Source organism: Pleomorphomonas sp. PLEO (genome assembly GCF_041320595.1).
Taxonomy (GTDB): domain Bacteria; phylum Pseudomonadota; class Alphaproteobacteria; order Rhizobiales; family Pleomorphomonadaceae; genus Pleomorphomonas.
Map to the genome: position 1 here is coordinate 1463608 of NZ_CP166625.1, position 18207 is coordinate 1481814.

13 protein-coding genes are annotated in these 18207 nt (G+C 63.9%); 3 read left to right on the forward strand and 10 right to left on the reverse strand.

Annotated elements, in window-relative coordinates:
• Window positions 1-295 precede the first annotated feature (295 nt).
• From rlmN to AB6N07_RS06540, 6 genes are all read right to left on the reverse strand, one after another.
• Complete coding sequence (gene rlmN, locus AB6N07_RS06515) at window positions 296-1300, reverse strand: 23S rRNA (adenine(2503)-C(2))-methyltransferase RlmN (RefSeq protein WP_370676994.1); 1005 nt, start codon at window positions 1298-1300, stop codon at window positions 296-298.
• A gap of 159 nt (window positions 1301-1459) precedes the next feature.
• Entirely contained in the window at window positions 1460-2029 is a 570-nt protein-coding gene (locus tag AB6N07_RS06520) for a TetR/AcrR family transcriptional regulator (protein WP_370676995.1), read from the reverse strand.
• Window positions 2030-2192: 163 nt separating this feature from the next.
• On the reverse strand, window positions 2193-4751 hold the full coding sequence (locus AB6N07_RS06525; protein ID WP_370676996.1) for a TIM-barrel domain-containing protein: 2559 nt from the start codon (window positions 4749-4751) through the stop codon (window positions 2193-2195).
• A 57-nt stretch (window positions 4752-4808) separates the two neighbouring features.
• Window positions 4809-5627, reverse strand: coding sequence for a carbohydrate ABC transporter permease (locus AB6N07_RS06530; RefSeq protein WP_370676997.1), 819 nt, complete (start codon window positions 5625-5627; stop codon window positions 4809-4811).
• 11 nt (window positions 5628-5638) lie between these two features.
• Window positions 5639-6517, reverse strand: coding sequence for a carbohydrate ABC transporter permease (locus tag AB6N07_RS06535; RefSeq protein WP_370676998.1), 879 nt, complete (start codon window positions 6515-6517; stop codon window positions 5639-5641).
• 98 nt (window positions 6518-6615) lie between these two features.
• Window positions 6616-7944: an ABC transporter substrate-binding protein gene (locus AB6N07_RS06540; RefSeq protein WP_370676999.1), complete on the reverse strand. Its 1329-nt coding sequence runs from the start codon at window positions 7942-7944 to the stop codon at window positions 6616-6618.
• 310 nt (window positions 7945-8254) lie between these two features.
• Between AB6N07_RS06540 and AB6N07_RS06545 the strand changes: the two genes are divergently transcribed.
• Entirely contained in the window at window positions 8255-9313 is a 1059-nt protein-coding gene (locus AB6N07_RS06545; RefSeq protein WP_370677000.1) for a LacI family DNA-binding transcriptional regulator, read from the forward strand.
• Window positions 9314-9826: 513 nt separating this feature from the next.
• Here AB6N07_RS06545 and AB6N07_RS06550 read toward each other — a convergent pair.
• Entirely contained in the window at window positions 9827-10717 is an 891-nt protein-coding gene (locus AB6N07_RS06550; RefSeq protein ID WP_101289211.1) for a LysR family transcriptional regulator, read from the reverse strand.
• A 328-nt stretch (window positions 10718-11045) separates the two neighbouring features.
• Window positions 11046-12008 carry a thioredoxin-disulfide reductase gene (gene trxB, locus AB6N07_RS06555; protein WP_370677001.1) on the reverse strand — a complete coding sequence of 321 codons (963 nt, stop codon included), beginning with the start codon at window positions 12006-12008 and terminating at the stop codon, window positions 11046-11048.
• Between the two features lie 282 nt (window positions 12009-12290).
• On the opposite strand from trxB, the gene AB6N07_RS06560 reads away from it, so the two are divergent.
• On the forward strand, window positions 12291-12752 hold the full coding sequence (locus AB6N07_RS06560; RefSeq protein ID WP_370677002.1) for an Lrp/AsnC family transcriptional regulator: 462 nt from the start codon (window positions 12291-12293) through the stop codon (window positions 12750-12752).
• Between the two features lie 322 nt (window positions 12753-13074).
• Complete coding sequence (locus AB6N07_RS06565) at window positions 13075-14880, forward strand: ABC transporter ATP-binding protein (RefSeq protein ID WP_370677003.1); 1806 nt, start codon at window positions 13075-13077, stop codon at window positions 14878-14880.
• Window position 14881: 1 nt separating this feature from the next.
• Here the strand turns inward: AB6N07_RS06565 and AB6N07_RS06570 are convergent, their stop codons facing one another.
• Together AB6N07_RS06570 and AB6N07_RS06575 are read right to left on the reverse strand one after the other, a co-directional pair.
• Window positions 14882-15847: a mitochondrial fission ELM1 family protein gene (locus AB6N07_RS06570; protein WP_370677004.1), complete on the reverse strand. Its 966-nt coding sequence runs from the start codon at window positions 15845-15847 to the stop codon at window positions 14882-14884.
• Window positions 15844-18099 carry a glycosyltransferase gene (locus AB6N07_RS06575; protein ID WP_370677005.1) on the reverse strand — a complete coding sequence of 752 codons (2256 nt, stop codon included), beginning with the start codon at window positions 18097-18099 and terminating at the stop codon, window positions 15844-15846. The genes AB6N07_RS06570 and AB6N07_RS06575 overlap by 4 nt, the downstream gene beginning before the upstream one ends.
• Window positions 18100-18207 lie beyond the last annotated feature (108 nt).

The window sequence follows — 18207 nt, forward strand, 5'->3', positions numbered from 1 at the left end:
TGGATTCATCGCCTCATTTTTGGTCGCAAGCCACTGGCGGACCCAATTATCGACGAAGATATCTAATTTGCAGTTAATCGAGATATATCAGCGTCATCGGGCGCGATGATTAGTCGCCTTCGTAAATATTGACCTAGTCTTTTATGCCAGCTGGATCGTCCCATTTGCCAGGGGTTGCTCAACCTTATCGAGATGCTTCCTCAAGTCTTGCGCAACCGTACGATGGCTGGGCGTTCGTCCGGACCGACGCTGATATCTCGGGGGGGTGGGGCGGGCACCGAGCGGAGTGACCTTGTCAGGCTGCCCGTGTGGGCCGTTTGTTGTCCTTGAGCGGGAGGCCGCGCAGATCACGCAGCCAAAGCTGGCCGCAGGCGGCGGAGATATCGCGCCCCTGCGTATCGCGGACGACGACGGGAACGCGCGCCAGCTCCAGTCGCCTTTTGAACCGCACCAGGCTGCGATCGGGCGTTCTCTCCAGGTCAATGCCATCGACGGGGTTCCACCGCATCAGGTTCACACGCGCCGGCGTGTTCTCGAGCATCGCGGCAAGGCGATCGGCATCGGCGGCGCTGTCGTTGATCCCTGGCAGCACCAGATAGACGAAGGTCACGGGGCGATTGTGCCTGTGGGCCCAGGCGAGCGCCCGCTCGACCACTTCGTCGATGGCGTGGCTGCGCGTCCCAGGCAGCAGCCGGCCTCGCGTGTCCTGTGTTGTCGCATGCAGCGAGATCGTCAAGTTGATGGCCAGATGCTCCTCGCGTAGGCGTTTGAGCGCCTTCGGGATGCCTATCGTCGACAGCGTGATGCCGGTGGTGGGGAAGTTCATGCCTTGCCGATCCCGCAGGATCCGGATGGCCTTCATGACTTGGTCATAGTTGTTGAGCGGCTCGCCGATGCCCATGAACACGATGCGATTCACCTTCGCCCCCAACTGCACGACCTGTTCTACAATCTCAGCCGCATCGAGGTTGCGCTTCAACCCGGCCTGTCCCGATGCACAGAAGCGGCAGGCAAAGGCGCAACCGACCTGTGACGAAATGCAGGCAGTGTGCCCGTCGCGACGGCGGATCAGAACGCTCTCGACGGCATAGCCATCGCGCAGCGCGAACAGCATTTTCTCCGATCGGCCCCCCTTGTCGTGTCCGATCCTGTTCAGACCACGCAACTGTAGTCCGCGTGATCGTGCCCAGTTCAACAGCGCGCGTGGCGGCTCCGCCTGAGTGAAAAACAGGTCGCGGTAGGCGATCTCCGGCACGTCTTCACCACTCAGGTCGACAAAATCGGACGCGGTGAGGCTCAATGAGAGCCTGGAAGTATCCGTCTCGCTGCATTGGCCGATCGATGTCGGTGTCGAAAGGATGCCTATGCTTGTCATCTACGCCTCGGCTCCTGGATACAGGCCAGCAAAGGGTAGTTTATAACCGACGCGTCGGTTATTTACAAGTCAAGCGGCGGAACCTCAGTCAAAGGCATGATCCGGGTAGAGGATGGCGAGAACCTGCCGGGTCTGCGTGGTCATGAAGGTCGCCAGTGGCCCCTTGGGGGCGATCAGCCACTGCATGCAGGATCCCTGAATGACGGCCTGGACGAGCCCTGAGGCCATTTCCGGGTCGTGCGGGGTAGGGGGAAGCCGTTCTGCGATCGCCAGGCGAACCAGTTCGTTTCGTTCGAGAGCAAGGGCGCGCAGCCTTGGGTCCTGGGTATCGCCCCAATAGAGGAGCAGATAGCCGGCCGTGTCTTCGCCGGTTCCCATGCCGCCGATCAGATCCTTGAGCATGGCCCAGAGTGGCTCCAGCCCAGGAGTTGCAGGCACCATCGCAAAATAGCTGCGAACCTCCTGGGTCATCTGCTCCATGACCTTGTGGTGCAGCGTCGTCTTGTCGGTGAACCGCTGGATGAGAGCGGCCCGGGAGATTCCGACCGCGTTGGCAACCTGGCTCAGCGTGAAGTCGGATGGGCCCAGGCGCATCAGGACGCCTTGCGCGGTCTCGATAATGTACTCGTCGCTGTGAAGTTTGGGCCTGGGCATATGGGCTTCACTTTCGAATCAAGGCGGTCGCGGGCTTGGTACAGCAGGCAACATACTCAATCGGAAAGCGCGCCGCGCCAGTCCGTCAATGACTTCCTGACAGGCGATTTTCGGCACACCTCAGTTCGCACAGCCGGCGTTGCGTGGCTTTGCTGCGATGGCGCTAGCAGATGATTGAAATGGGCTCACCTCGATAGTCGATTGAAATTCCAGCGTCCGGCGTCATCGGTGACAGGCTGGGGCGGACGCGGTGGATGGTCAGGTGACGGACCTTGGGAGCACCGGGGTAGGTTCCCCGGCATTCGCCGATGTGAAGGGTGCTGTTGGCGTCGTCCCAGTGAACCGAAACGCGGGCGCACTCGCCGCGCTGGTAGCCTAGGCTGAGGCCGTCGTCCTCGTAGAGTTCTAAGTCACCGTCGCAGCCGGGGAAGACGTAGATTTCCAGCGTGTCGTTGACCATGCCGGCGGTCGATTGCCTGACCGGCGCGAGCGGAAGGATGCTGCCGGCCCTGGCATGAAGCGGGATGCGATCGAGCGGGCTCGGGATGTCGTGCACGCGGCCGCCCAGCCGGTTCTCGCCGGTCCAAATGTCGAACCAGCCTCCCGTGGTTTCAGGCAGATAGACCGGCCAGGTTTCCACGCCGGCCGCCAGGACTGGGGCAACGTGCAGCGCTTTGCCGAACATGTAGCTGTGGACTTCGTCGAGCGCTCGTTGGTCGTCTGGGAAGTCGAACACCAGCGGCCGCATCATCGGAATTCCAGCCTCCGCCACCTCCGCGGCCGTGCCGTAGATATAGGGCAGCAAGCGATAGCGGAGTTCGAGATAGGCCCTTGAGACCGTCTCCACCTTGTCGCCATAGCGCCAGAACTCGGTGTCGGTCTCAAAGCCGTGGACGCGCTGCATCGGCAGGAACGTCGCGTACTGGAACCACCTGAGGAACCGTTCGCCATAGGCGGGGTCGGCATATTGGCCGGGGCCGGGGCGGAAGAAGCCGCCGGCGTCCACCGTCCAATAGGCATAGCCTGATGCCGCCATGTTGAGGCCGGCGGCGATCTGGTTGCCGAGCGTCGCCCAATCGTTGCCGACATCGCCGGACCAGGTGAAGGCCGGGTAGCGCTGCTGGCCGAGGAAGGCGCTGCGCGTCAGGATCAGCGCGCGGGTATCCGGCAAGGCGGACTGCCAGGACTTGGACACGGCGCGGGTGACTTCGAGGGGATAGGCCAGCTGGACGTGTTCGCCCCGACCGGCCGCCGTCATCCGGCCCACGAGATCGTCGTTCTCCGGTTCGGTGGCGTCCTGCCACCAGGCGTCGATGCCGAAGCGTCTCAGTCGCTGTTCCTGCTCACTGGCGTAGAAGGTGGCGGCGTCCGGATTGAAGAAATCGACCCAGTCGGTGCCGGCGATGAAATAGCCGCGACGGTCGAATTCCTGGCCGAGTTCGGACGACGGATCGATACGCGCCCAGACCGACAGCATGAAGCGGGCGTCGCGCTTGTGAACTTCGTCGATCAGCTGTTTCGGGTCGGGGTAGTGGGCCTCGTCGAAGCGCATGGCATTCCAGCCATGCGACCCCCAGTATTGCCAGTCCTGCACGATGACATCGAGCGGCAGGCGTCGCCGCCGGAACTCGTCGAGCGTGTCGATGATCTCGGCTGAGGAATGGAAGCGCTCGCGACAATGGACATAGCCGAAGGCCCAGAGCGGCAGCATCGGAGTCGCGCCGAGCAGCTGACGATAGCCACCCATCACCTCGGCGGCGCTCGGGCCGGCGATGATCACATAGTCGATGGCACTGGCGACCGGCGAGCGCCAGACCGTGCGGTCAGTGACCGGACCGTAGAAGAGCGTTGGCTCGTCGGTGTCGTTGGCCTCCACCCTGACCAGATGCTTTCCGGCCGTGAGATCGGCAAAAAAGCTCGTCGTCGGCGGGAGCCAGAAGTTGTCGTAATCGGCGTATGTGTGGCCGTCGATCTCGACGCGATAGCGCGTGCCCATCTTCTTGTTGATGTCGAGCTGTATCGCCTGACGGCCGGCCGTCGCGACGTCGATCTCGCCTTCGAACAGCGCCATCCGCCGCTCGACCTCGGCCCCGCCGGAGGACGTCGTCACGGTCGCAACCTGCGTCTGTCCGCTCGAGCGTTTCACCAGATCGATCCGATGCGGCGGCGGGTTGAGTTCGCTCTGGCCGCGATGGTGCCAGATCAGCCCATAGCCATGGCTGGATAGTAGGAAGGGCAGGCTGATCTGGGTGTTGACCTGGGTGAGGCGTCGCGGCAGGCCGCGCAGGTTGAGGGCGCCGTCCTGAAAGCAGCCGGTACCGAAGAGGTGCTCGCCGGGAGGGGAGTCGAAAGCCTGCTCGGCGATGTGGATGGCTTCATCGCCGAGCCATCCCGGCGTCAGGCTGCGCTCGGCGTCGGCTTCCGCCAGTAAAAGAGCGCCGTCTCGCCCGAAGAAGCGCAGGCGGCCGGTGGCCTCCGTCACCTCGCAGCGAAGGTGCGGCAGCTCCAGGCTGGTGACGCCGCCCGCTGTTTTGAAAGACGCCGCGACCGGCGGCAGATCCTCCATCAGGATTCCACCGGGCATCCCCGCGTCATGCCCGGCCGGCGCGAAGCGGACCCGAAAGGCTCGCTCGCTGACGGCCGTGACGGAAAGCACCCCGCCGGGATAAGCCTGAGTGAAGTCAGGCGCGTTGGATAGGGTCGAAGGAGTGCTTTTGGTCATGATGCCCGAAACTTGCGTGGTGTTGATGGCGGGTTCCGATCGGTGCCGGCGGGCGTTTCAGCCCTTCACCGAACCGCTCGTCATGCCGGCGATGATGAAGCGCTGGCCCATGAGATAGATGACGATGACCGGGATGATGGTGAGCAGGATGTCGGCGGAGACGAGGTTCCAGCTGCTCTGGTACTGGCCGAAGAAATTGTAGACGGCGAGCGTCATCGGCCAGTTGGAACTTGAGTTCAGGTAGTAGAGCGGCATCATGAAGTCGTTCCAGATATTGAGGAAATTCAGGATGCCGGCGGTGACGAGCACCGGCTTTAACAGCGGCAGGATCACCAGGAAGAACAGCTGGGGCGGTCGGCAGCCGTCGATGATCGCCGCTTCGTCGAGTTCGCGCGGGATGGTGTCGACGAAGCCGTAGATCAGGAAGATCGAGAAGGGCACCTGCATGGCCGCGTAGAGGATGATGATGCCGATCTTGGTGTTGATGAGGTGGGTGACCTGCATCATCGTCGTCAGCGTGAAGAAGTTGATCGGCAGGGCGATGCCCATGATCAGGAACAGATAAAGGAAGCGGTTGCGCCGCGTTCTGTGGCGCGACATCACGAACGCCGCCATGGCCGACACCAGCGTGGCGATGACGGTGGCCGAGGTGGCATAGAGCAGGCTGTTCAAGAAGCTGCCGACCAACTTGCCCTTCTCGATGGCGATCAGGAAGTTTTCGAGGTGGAGCTCGGTCGGCCAATCGATGCTCATCGTGCTCGCCTCGGTCGACGATTTGAGCGCGTTGATGGTGATCAGATAGACCGGCAGGAGCATGACCAAGCTGGCCAGAAAGGCGGCGAGATGGGCGGCTGTGGCACGCAAGTTCTTGGGCATCGGTTCCGTCCTCACTCGCGATCCGACTGGCGTTCCATCACCCGGATGACCAGGTAGCCGGTGACGACCAGGATCAGGAACAGAATGCTGGAAATGGCGGTGCCGAGCCCGAATTGCCCTTTGGAAAAGGCCTTGAAGATCTCGGTCGACAACACCTCGGTGGCATATCCCGGCCCGCCGTTGGTGAGCGCATAGACGATGTCGAACACCCGCAGTCCATAAAGGACGTTGAGCACGGTGACTATCATCAGCGCCGGCATCAGCATGGGAAGGGTGATGAAGCGGAACTTGGCCCAGGCGCTGGCGCCGTCGATGGACGCGGCCTCGTAGAGATCCTTGGGGATAGTCTGCAAGCCGGCGAGCAGGATGACCATGATATAGCCGATGCCCTTCCAGCTATCGACACCGATCACCGAATAAAGGGCAATGCGCGGGTCCGTGAGCCAGGACAGCGCCAGGCCGTCGAGGCCGATGCCGCGCAGGAAGGTGTTGATGAGCCCGGAGGCCGGATCGAGCATCGAGCGGAAGATCAAGGCGACGACCAGCGTCGGCAGGATCACCGGCAGATAGATCAGCACCCGGTAGCCGTTGACGAACCAGCGGACGCCCTGGTTGAGCAGAAGGGCGAGCGCCAGACCGAACACCGTCTTGATGATGATCGTCCAGAAGGTGAAGACAAGCGTGTTGCCGATGAACGACAGGTAGTTCTCGTCCGGCGACAGAATGGTCCGGTAATTGTCCAGGCCGACGAACTCGACCTCGTCGGAATAGCCGCTCCAGTCGGTGAACGAATAGGCGATGCCGCTGAGGCTCGGAATAATGAAGAACGTCACGTACAGAACGAGGGCCGCGAGGACGAAGTAGAACGGATAGGACCTGTGCGATTTCATTGCGATTTCCCATCGCTGGCGGTCGCACCCCCGGCCAGGGAGCCAATGCTCCGAAGTCGGGGGTGGACGACGCCAAGCCGTGGCGAAGCAGGGAGGGGCTACTTCTTCCAGGCGGGATCCCTGGCGGCCTTGGCGAGATCGGCGCGGCGCTTGTCGATGTTGGCAAGCACCTTCGCCGGGTCGATCGATCCGGTGAACATCGCCGTCAGGTCGGCGCCGATGTCCATCCACTGCGGGTTCAGATAAGCGACAGCGGTCTGGTAGACGGTGCCGCGCGCCTCCTTATGGCTATCGAACAACGCCTGTACGTCGGCGCTGAACTTGCTCTTGGCCCCCGTAAAGGGCAGCGTCATCGCGGTGGGCGTATTGTCGATGAAGTAATCGACGTTCTCGGGCTCGGCGAGGAAGGCCAGATACTGCTTGGCCGCGTCGACATGGGCCGAACCCGCGTAGATGAAGTGGGTGGGGCCGGCCGGATTGATGTTGACTTGCTGATTGTCGGCGAGCGGCATCAGGAACACGCCGATGTCGGACGCCTTCATGTCCGGGTAGTCATGTTCCACCAGAGAGGCAAAGCCGGTGTTGGCGAGCACCATCGCCACCTTGCCGCTCGCCATCGCCTTGGACGCGCCGGTGTAGACGTCGGCGAGGGCGTTCTTGCCCATGTAGCCGAGGTCGAACATCTCCTTCAGCTCGGTAACGGCCGAGAGCATGGCGGGATTCCCGGCAAACGTCGCCTTGTTGGCGTTCAGCGCATCGGCAAGGCCCGGCGTGACCTCTTCAAAACGCGGCCCCAGTTCGGGGAACCACAGGACATGGTGCCAGCCGTCGGCGACCGGCTCGTAAATCGGCTGGATGCCGTTATCGAGAAGCTTCTGACAGGCGGCCTTGAACTCGGCGTAGCTCTTGGGCGCGCTGAGGCCATATTGGGCGAACAGCTTCTTGTTGTAGCTGATCACCCAGGTGTTGCCGAGAATGTCCCAATAGGTGAGGCCGTAGAGCTTGCCCCCCAGCGTGGACTGGGCGGCGATCAGCTTGTCTTCCTTGGCCGCCCAAGGCTCATTCGTGAGGTCGACGGCGTTTTTCTCGACGTTGTATTGCAGCTTGAGATCGGTAACGCCGCTCTGGCCGCCGAACAGGTCCGGGCCTTCGCCGGAGTTGAGCTTGGCCTGGAGAACGTTGAAATACTGGCCCGACGGCAGGATCTGGAAATCGATGGCGATCCCGGTCTTCTCCTCGAACTTCTTGGCGAGCGCCTGCTCGGCGTCCTTCACCCAATCCTGGCTCGCCATGTAGGTCAGCGTCACCTTGTCCGCCGCGAGCGCGGCCCCGCCCGTCAAGGCGAACACCAGGCACGAGGCGCCGGCCAGGGCCAGCATGTGCATGGCGCCCTTGGCGGCCGTGCGATTTTTATGCGTCGTTGTCATAGAATCCTCCCTTGTTGCGTGTCCCAACGGACCGCGCCGTCCTCCTCAGGCGGCTTCGATCCGCAAACCTCATCCGTCGCAATGCGCGGTGCGCCGATTCAAAGCGCCCGATACAGCCGACATCACCCTTGTCTTGGCCGTTTTCCGCCATTGTAAGCGCTTACAATTGCTGTGCTGTTCTATCCGCTGCCGTCCGCTGCATCCTCTTTGGACAGACTTGAGATCGGGGCCATGTTAATGTAAGCGCTTACAATGCTAAGTTCGCGGCTCACTGTCTGTCAATGGGCGAAGCGGAGGGGCGGAGGATTTAATGCGGGGAATTGCCCATCTGGCTCGGGAACTCGGGGTGTCCACGGCAACGGTATCCCGCGCGCTCAACGGCAATCCCAATGTCAACGCGGACACGCGCGAGAAGGTTCTGGAGGCGGCGCAGCGCCTTGGCTATGCCGCTAACCAAGCCGCCCGCTCGCTCGCCCAGGGCGTCACGCGGGCCGTCGGCTTCATGATCGAACTCGATCAGGAGAGCACGGCGAGCACCGATTATTTCTTCATGGGGGTCGTCGAGGGCATGCAGGCGGTTCTGGCCGCCCATGGGCTCGATCTCCTGGTCCTGCCTTGCGCCAAGAGCCAGGACAACTTCACCTTTCTCCAGCGTTTCGTGTCGCGGGGCGCCGTCGATGGCATGATCTTGGCCGAAACCCGGCGCATCGATCGGCGCATCGATCTGTTGCAGTCGTCGGGTATTCCCTTCGTCACGCTCGGGCGAAGCGATAGCGGCAGCGGCCACTCCTGGATCGACCTTGATTTCGAGGGGGCGATGGCCACCGCCGTCGATCGTCTGGTCCAGCACGGCCATCGGCGCATCGCGGTGACGATTCCGTCCGGCGATGCCAACTACGGGGCGATTTTCGCCCAATCCTATCGGGACAATCTCGCCCGGCACGGCCTCGAACCCGATGAAACGCTGGTGTTTCCGACCCATCGCCGCGAAGACGATGGCGACGCCGTGGTCGATAGCATGCTCGACCGACCCGACCCCGCCACGGCGATCATCCTATTCTACGAGGTGACGGCCATCGGCATCTACCGGCGGTTGGCCGAACGCGGGCTCAGGCCCGGCCGGGATTTGTCGGTTATCGGGCTACGCGGAGAGGACTCGGTGCGTTTCCTGACGCCGCAAGTGACGTGCTTCCACTTGTCCCTTCAGGACCTCGGGACCGCCGCGGCGCGGGCGATGCTGGCCCAGATCCCCCTGACGGCAGGCGCCTTCTCCTCCGGCATCGTGCAGTGCCGGATGCCGCTGTCCCTGGTGCCGGGCGAAAGCGATGGACCCATCTCTCTGCCCGGGGCGCCAGCGTCATCGGATTGATCGGCAAGGCGCTCACCTGCCGTGGGACTGGCAGGCAGAAGGGCAAAAAAAAGCCGGGCACAGGGCCCGGCATTAAGTTTTGGAAAGCGATTCGCAGGGACGAATCGCACCTTCCAGAGGGGAACAGCTGAAGATTCGCTTTCGCCGGGAGGATGGCGAGGGAACCAACACATCAGCTGAGGTCTATATGCACCCGCCACAGGTGCAAAACAAGCAGGCAAACTGCAAATCTGCTATGCAATATCCCGGTTAATTTGCCCAAACCGTAACATCATCGTGATGATTGCGCGGATCATCGGTGTTTTCCGTTAAGGAGAAACGCGAGACTGGTAAGGGCGTCTGCCTACACGTTGACGATATTTGCCGGCTCATAGACCGTTTGGAAATTCGCTCCGGTGAGTCGGCTCGCATGGCTTTCGAGAGCCGGAGCGCAGCGGACATTAAGTCCGTGAGCGCCGGAAGCGCGGAAAGTCGGGCTCAACGGCTGCCGGAGTAGAGTTTCAATGCGGACTATCAGTAGGACCAGCGCTGGGCCTTCGACACCAGGAAATCGCGGAAGGCGTGGACGCGCGCCGAATTCCTGAGTTCGTCGGGGTAGACGAAATAGGTGTCGTAGGACAGCAGGTCGACTTCCGGGATCAGCTGCTGCAATCCCGAATCCTCCTCGACCAGATAGTCGGGCAGGAGGGCGATGCCGACGCCACGCTGCACCGAGTGCTTGATGGCGACGAGGTTGTTGACCCTGAGGGCCGGCAGGCGCGGATTGTCGTAGGGCCGACCGACGCTTTCGAGCCAGTTCATGTCGCGCAGATAGTTGGGCGCGGCGACGCCGAAGGTGATGATCCGGTGCTGGTCGAGATCCTCGATGGTCTTGGGGCTGCCGAAGCGCTTGATATAGGCTGGCGAGGCGAACAGGTGGAAATGCACGGTGAACAGCTTGCGCTGGATGAGGTCCGGCTGAGTCGGCTGGCGCAGCCGGATGGCGACGTCGGCTTGCCGCATGGCGAGATCGAGTTCGTCGTCGTTGAGGATCAGCTGCAGCTGGACGTCGGGGTAGAGATCGACGAACTCGTCGACGCGCGAGGTCAGCCATGTCGAGCCGATGCCGACGGTGGTGGTGACGCGCAACGATCCCGAGGGGCGTTCGCGGCTGTCGGTCAGCCGGCCCTGCACGTCCTCGAGCTTCAGGAGCACGTCATGGGCGGCGCGGTAGAGCAGCTCGCCCTGTTCGGTGAGGATGAGGCCGCGGGCGTGGCGGTGGAACAGCGGCACGCCGAGATCCTGCTCAAGGGCGCTGACCTGACGGCTGACGGCGGACTGGCTCATGTTCAGCGTATCGCCGGCGTGGGTGAAGCTCCCGGCATGGGCGGCGGCGTGGAATATTCTGAGCTTGTCCCAATCCATCGCGTCCCCCTTTACCGCCCCCATCGCTACCGAGGCCGCTTTCGGCCACCGGCTCTCTCGTCGGAGCAAGAGCCAGACTTACAGGGCCAGCCTTGCCGCATCTTTGTTTTGTCTCATCGGCTTGTCCGAAAAATTTGGCAACTTTTCGGACGGCTCGTGATTTCTTCTTATGGCCCTTGCTTATCCCAAAAGTCTCGCAACCTGCGGATAATGCATGGCTCACCACACTCATATATCCGAAAAGTGTGAAAACTTTTCGGGCCGTGCTTTAGGTTCAACGCTTCCTTGCTCCGGCGCAAGCCCTGAATTGCGCCGCCGCGCCAGTTGGTTACGCAACCTTTGTATCAGTTTCGAGCGCGCCGATGTAGCGTTCGGCCTCCAGCGCCGCCATGCAGCCCATGCCGGCCGCCGTCACCGCTTGGCGGAAGTGCTCGTCGGTCACGTCGCCGGCCGCGAAAACGCCGGGCACCGATGTCGCCGTCGAATCGGGCGCCGTCCAGATATAACCCGACGACTTGAGCCGAACCTGACCGGTGAACAGCGATGTGGCCGGGGCATGACCGATGGCGACGAACAGGCCGTCGGTGGCGACATCGCGCAACTCGCCGGTGACCACGTTCTTGAGGCGGACGCCGGTCACCGACGGCGGGAAGCCTTCCTTGCCCAGCACTTCGTCGACCACGCTGTTCCAGATCACCTCGATCTTGGGATGGTTGAACAGGCGATGCTGCATCACCCGCTCGGCCCGGAAGCCTTCGCGGCGGTGCACCACCGTCACCTTGTCGGCGTGATGGGTGAGATAGAGCGCTTCCTCGACGGCGGTGTTGCCGCCACCGACCACCACCACGTGCTTGCCGCGATAGAAGAAGCCGTCGCAGGTGGCGCAGGCCGAAACGCCGAAGCCCTGGAACTTGTGCTCCGACGGCAAGCCGAGCCAGCGCGCCTGGGCGCCGGTGGCGATGATCAGCGCGTCGGTGGAATAGGTGTCGCCCGAGTCGCAGGTGAGCTGAAACGGCCGCTTGGACAGATCGACCGAGGTGACGATGTCGGAGACGAGGCGCGTGCCCATGTGCTCGGCCTGGGTGCGCATCTGCTCCATCAGCCAGGGGCCCTGGATGGCGTCGGCAAAGCCGGGGTAGTTCTCGACATCGGTGGTGATGGTGAGCTGGCCGCCCTGCTGCAGGCCGGCGATCAGGATCGGCTCCAGCATGGCGCGGGCGGCGTAAATGGCGGCGGTGTAGCCGGCCGGGCCGGAACCGATGATGAGGGCCTTGGTATGGGTGTGCGTCATGCTCGTCTCGTTGCGTTCGCCGGCCCGCGACGCGGCTTCGGCTGGACGCCGGCGGCGGCGTCTGGAATCGACTGAATGGTAGGTGTCCGGCGGAGCGGTTTCAAGGCGGTGACGGCTTGGTGGCGTCTTGCGCGGTTGGTCGTCCCCTGCCGAATGGCCTTCGAGCGCCGGCGGCGGATTTATAATATGTGTTCGTGTCGCCGAAAGATGCTTTCGCCACGACGACCGGAACGGTATGTTCCGGCCCGAAGCGAGGGCTGCGAACCCTCCGGAGGATGCGACATGAAGGCCCGTCTCGACGCCATCGACTGGAAGATCCTGCGTGAGCTTCAGGCCGACGGGCGCATGACCAACGTCGAGCTGGCGAGCCGCGTCGGCATCTCGGCTCCGCCCTGCCTTCGGCGTGTCCGGGCGCTGGAGGAAGCCGGCGTCATCCAGGGCTATCGGGCGCTGATCGACGAGAAAACGCTCGGCTTCGACGTGACGCTGTTCGCCTTCATCTCGCTTTCCTCCCAGTCGGAAGCGGAAATCCTTGCCTTCGAGGCGCGGGTGAAGAACTGGCCGCTGGTGCGCGAAAGCTGGATGCAGTCGGGCGAGATCGACTTCATTTTGAAATGCGTCGCCCCCGACCTCAAGACGTGCCAAAACTTCGTGATCGAGCAGCTGACGGCGACGCCGAACGTCGGTCAGGTCCGCACCAGCCTGACGCTTCGCCAGGTCAAGAACGAGCCGGTGGTGGTGTGATATCGGCGCCTTGGGGGGCGAGACGATATTGTCTCGGCGGCCCAACGCCACATATCCATGCGTCGGCATAAGCGTTCCTCGCGCAGTTGACAGGCGCCGCCGGGCGTAGCATGTCCCTGCGGGCTATTTTCCGGCGGCCGTTTGTGCGAAAAGTCGCGCAACTTTTCGGGCGGATGCTTGCTTGTGGCAGCCGCTGATCCGAAAAGTCGGACAACTTTTCGGGCGGGTGCTTGCTTGTGGCAGCCACCGATCCGAAAAGTCGAACAACTTTTCGGGCGGATGCCGTGCCGGCCGGTGGGCCGGTCAGACGTGGAGTGTGCACTTGAACTTCCTGAAGGGCCGGCTCGACGGTTTTCTCGGATCGGAGCAGAAGCTCGGACCGCTGGTGCGTCTTTTTCGCGCCAACTTCCGCCCCTATGCGTCGCGCTATGCCTTCGCATTCTCGATGATGCTGCTTGCCGCGGGCGCGACGGCGGCGAGCGCCTACATCATCAAAGAGATCATCAACAAGATCTTCATCGAGAAAAGCGAAGGGCTGGTGTTCACCATCGCCAGCGTCATCATCGTCGTTTATCTCGTCAAAGGCGCTGCGACCTATTTCTCGTCGGTGACGCTGACCAAGATCGGCAACAGCATGATAGCGCGGCTGCAGCGGCAGCTGTTCGCGGCGGTGCTGAAGCAGGATATCGCCTTTTTCCAGACCCATGCGCTCGGCGACATCGTGGTGCGCATCTCGCAGAACGCGGCGGCTGCCCGATCGGCGATCGACCTGATCGTGCTCAGTCTCGGCCGCGATCTGTTCACGCTGCTCTCGCTTGTCGCCGTCATGATCGTGCAGAACCCGACCATGTCGATGCTGTCGCTGGTGATCGCGCCGGTGGCCATCTACGGCATCACCCACCTGCTCAGGAAGGTCAGGACGGCGGCGCGAAAAGAGGTGATGTCGCTGGCCCAGATCGTCACCATCGTCCAGGAGAGCGTGCAGGGCATCCGCGTCGTCAAGTCTTTCGGGCTTGAAGGGCGGCTGGAGGCGGGGTTCGCGGTGGCGACCGCCGGCGTCGAGCGGCTGTCAAACCGCATCGCCACGCTGGGCGCCCGCTCGAGCCCTCTCATGGAAACGTTGGGCGGTTTTGCCATCGCCTTCGTGGTGATGTTCGGCGGCTACCAGATCGTCCACTACAATGCCGACCCCGGCGCCTTCTTCTCCTTCATCACGGCGCTGCTTCTCGCCTACGAGCCGGCCAAGCGGCTGGCCCGCTTCAACCTCGACCTCGAGATGGCGCTGGTCGGCGTCCGCATGATGTACGAGGTGCTGGACATGGTGCCGGAGTTGCAGTCGGCCCCGGACGCCGTGGAGGCCAAGTTCGAGGCGGCCACCGTCACCTTCGACCGCGTCGATTTCGCCTATGGCGAGGCGCCGGTGCTCCAGAGCCTCAGCCTGACGGCGTCGGCCAATTCGGTGGTGGCGCTGGTGGGGCCATCGGGCGCCGGCAAGTCGACGGTGTTCTCGCTGGTCGAGCGCTTCTACGACCCCAAGGGCGGCGCCATTCTGATCAACGGCACCGATATCAGGCGCTTTACCGTGGAGTCGCTGCGCCGGCACATCGCGCTGGTGACGCAGGATACCTTCTTGTTCGACGGCTCGGTGGCGGCCAATATTGCCGATGGACGCCCGGATGCCACACCCGCCGAGATCGAAATGGCGGCGCGCGACGCCAACGCCTATGACTTCATCATGGCGATGCCCTCCGGCTTCCAGTCGCGGGTCGGCGAAGGCGGCGGCAACCTTTCCGGCGGCCAGCGCCAGCGTATCGCCATCGCCCGCGCCATCCTGAGACAGGCGCCGATCCTGCTGCTCGACGAAGCGACCTCGGCGCTCGATGCCCAGGCCGAGCGCGACATTCAAGAAGCGCTCGGGCGCCTGATGAAGGGGCGGACGACCTTCGTCATCGCCCATCGCCTCGCCACCGTGCGCGACGCCGACATCATCTATGTCATGGACAAGGGTGAGGTGGTGCAGTCCGGCACTCACGAACAGCTGATGGCCGAGGGCGGGCTCTACGCCCATCTCAGGGCCCTGCAGTTCAAAGACGAGAAGCCTTTCCAGCCTGCCGAGGCGGCGGGCTGAATCAGCTTTCGGAACGCAGGCGCCGCCAAGCTGCCAGCACCGCGTCTGCGACATCGGCCGTCGAGTTGATCGGTGGATAGGTGCCGCTGGTTGGCGCGTCGGGGAAGCGGCCGATCCGCGCCTCCTTGCCGAGGAGCGCTATGAAGGCTGCGATCTTCGGATGGCCGCCCGATGGATGGAAGATCTGGATCGGTCGGCCTGTTGTCGCCGCCTCGCCGATCATGTTGGTGGAATCGGCGGTGACGATCAGTTCGTCGGCGAGCGCCATGTAGGCGGCTAGCGGGTTGGCGCCTTGGCCACTCCAGAAGATAACGCGTTCGCTCTCGTCGGCGAGCGACTTCAGGGCAGCGGCGAGTGTCGGCGGTGTGCGCCTGGAGGCGGTGATCATCAGCGAGGCGCCGCCGGCAACCCTATCCTTGAGCCCGGAGATGAGCCTGATGATGTCATCGGGCGTGAAGCGGTGATGGCGGCTGTCGCCGCCGATCAGCACGGCAAGGCGCGGCGACGGAAGGGCGACAAGGTCGGCGGGTGGGTTGGCGCGGATCGCATCGAGGCGGGAGGGCGGCAGGCGGTTGGGCGCGGTCGTCACCACCTTGACCGATGAACCGCGCAGCTTGTCGTGCGCCTGCACGATCACGAGATCGGCGCCGTGGCGGCTCGTCCTCGGATCCTTGAACAGCACCGCGCAGGTGGACGGCGACAGGTGCTTCAAGTGCCGGAGGTAGGCGACGGCCCGCCGACCGGTGGCAAGGCAGATATCGGGGTAGGGCGGGGCAAGCGGCGAGCCCGGCTGGCTCGGCCGGTCGCGCCAGTCGATCGGCCCCCAGGGCATCATCAAGGCGAAGGGCTTGCGCGGGTGGACGCGGCGGAACTCCGGCGTCACGCCCATCGCCTCGGCGATGCCGGCAAGCGGCTGCTCGTCGCCGGCCTTGCCATCGGTGAGGATCCAGACCGAGGGCAGGATCATGGCGCGGTGTCCATCAGGCGACGGTAGGCGGAAAACTCCTGCTCCAGCATGCGGGCCGTGGTGTAATTTTCCATCACGAAAGCGCGGCCGGCCCGGCCCATCTCCTTGAGCCGTTCGGGAGCGGACAGGGCTTCACCAATGGCGGCCGCCATGGCGTCGGCGTCGCCGGGCGCCACCAGCCAGCCGGTCCGGCCGGGCAGCACGGTTTCGCGGCTGCCGCCGTGATCGGTGGCGATCACCGGCGTTTGCATCGCCTCGGCCTCGATGGCGGCGCGGCCGAACGCCTCCGGCCTGGTGGAGGCGGAGAAGGCAAGATCGGCGGCGGCGAGCAGGATGGGCACGTCGCGCCGACTGCCGGTGAGGATGATCCGCTGGGATAGGCCATGGCCGTCGATGCGCGCCTTGAGATCGGCGATCACCCCGTCATTGCCGCTGCCGACCAGAACGAGGCGCCAGGGCCGATCGGCCTGCCGGGCGAGCGCGTCGACCAGCACGGCGTGGCCCTTCCAGCCGGTGACGCGGCCGACCATGATCAGTATCGGCTCGCCGTCGACCATGCCGAATTCGTGGCGGATGGCGGCCCGCTGATCGTCGGTTACGTGGGCGGGGTCGAACAGCGCCGGCTCTATGCCACGCGCCGCCACCACGATGCGGTCAGCCGGATAGCCGTAGATGGTCTCGATGTGGTCGCGGATGAACTGAGAGTTGGCGACCACCAGCGGTCCGCGCAGCATGACCCGATTGTAGAGACGCTTCAGCGCGTTGCCATGGCCGTAGACGCCGTGGAAAGTGGTGAGGAAGCGGCAGGGGCGGCGGGCAAATCGCGTCGCCAGCCATCCCGCCCAGGCGGGCGCCCGGCTGCGGGCGTGGACGATGTCGATCGCTTCGCGATCGATCAGCTTGGCGACGGCGAAGGCGTTGCCGATGATGGACCAGGGGGCTTTGCGGCCGACCGGAATGGCGAGGTGCTTGGCGCCACCGGCCTCGACGGCCGTTACCAGATCGCCGCCGCCGCTCGCCACGAAGTTGACGATGCCCTTGTCGCGGAGATAGCCGACCATCTCGACGGTGGAGCGCTCGACCCCGCCGTCGCCGAGCGCGGGGAGAAGCTGCAGGATGCGGGGCGGGCTGGACATGCTGTCTTTTAGGCCGGTCGTCGCCGGCAAATCCATGACCTCTGCTGCCGGTGAAGGCAGGTATTCGCCGAGCTTCTGCGCCCAGGTCTGCGAGCGGGCGTGGATTTGCGCCGCTGTTCCAAGGCGGGTTCGGAGATCGGCGTCGGACAAGAGCCGCGCCAGCGCGGATGCCACCTGTTCGCCCTTGGCGCCATCGCAGAGCAGGCCGGTCTCGCCGTCCTTGATGGCATCGGCGGCGCCACCGTCGGTGCCGCCCAGCGAGGGTTTGCCGTACCAGCCGGCCTCCAGATAGACGATGCCAAAGCCCTCGACCGACGCGCCTTCGCGCCGGCTCGGCATGGCGAACACGTCGCAGACGGTGAAAAGCGCCGCCTTGTCCCGATCGTCGATGCGTCCGAGAAAATGGATGTTGCCGGCGGCCGGCGATGACCGCGCAATCTCCTCAAGGCGCGCTCGATCGGGGCCATCGCCGGCGATCAGCAGGCGCGCCGCCGCCAGGGCAGGGTGGGCCGACATGGCTTCGATCAACCGGTCGATGCCCTTGCGTGGTTCGAGGCGGCACAGCGAGGCGATGATGGGGCCGGGGCCAAACCTGTTTGCGAATTCCGCGACGGCGATCGGGTCGGCGGTCGGCTGCGGCTGGATCGGTGGCGTCACCACGGACAAGCGCCGGGCGTCGACATAGGGCGCCGCCAGCGACGCCGTATAGCGAGAATTGGCGATCACCCGCGAAGCCTTGGCCAGGGCGACGCTGATACGGGCGGCCTTGGCCGCCGTCGGTTTGGGCGGGAACTCCATGCCATGGGCCAGGCAGATGACCTGACAGCCGGATGGCTGGAAGCGCTCGAGGCTTTTCCAGCTGTCGGCAAACACCGTATCCACCTTGCCCGCGCGGACCACCCGCTCGGCGGCTTTGGCCTTCAACCAGCGCCGGAGCGGCTTGAAGCCGCGATAGCGACGGATCCGATAGCCCGGCGCCGCCGACGGATCGGGCTCGCCGTCGGCCAGCACCAGCAGCTCGGCGCCGGAAGCTGCGATCGTTTCCGCCAGCCCGCCCATCATGTTTTCGATCCCCCCGAACTTTGGCGGGAAACACTGCGTCAGCATCAAGTGCATCGGATACTCCTCGCAGGATGGCAGCGTGCGGCACGATGGCTAATTGACTTACAGCATTGAGCTTTCGGAAAAAAGCACCGTTCATCGCCATCAGCCGGCCAGTTCCGC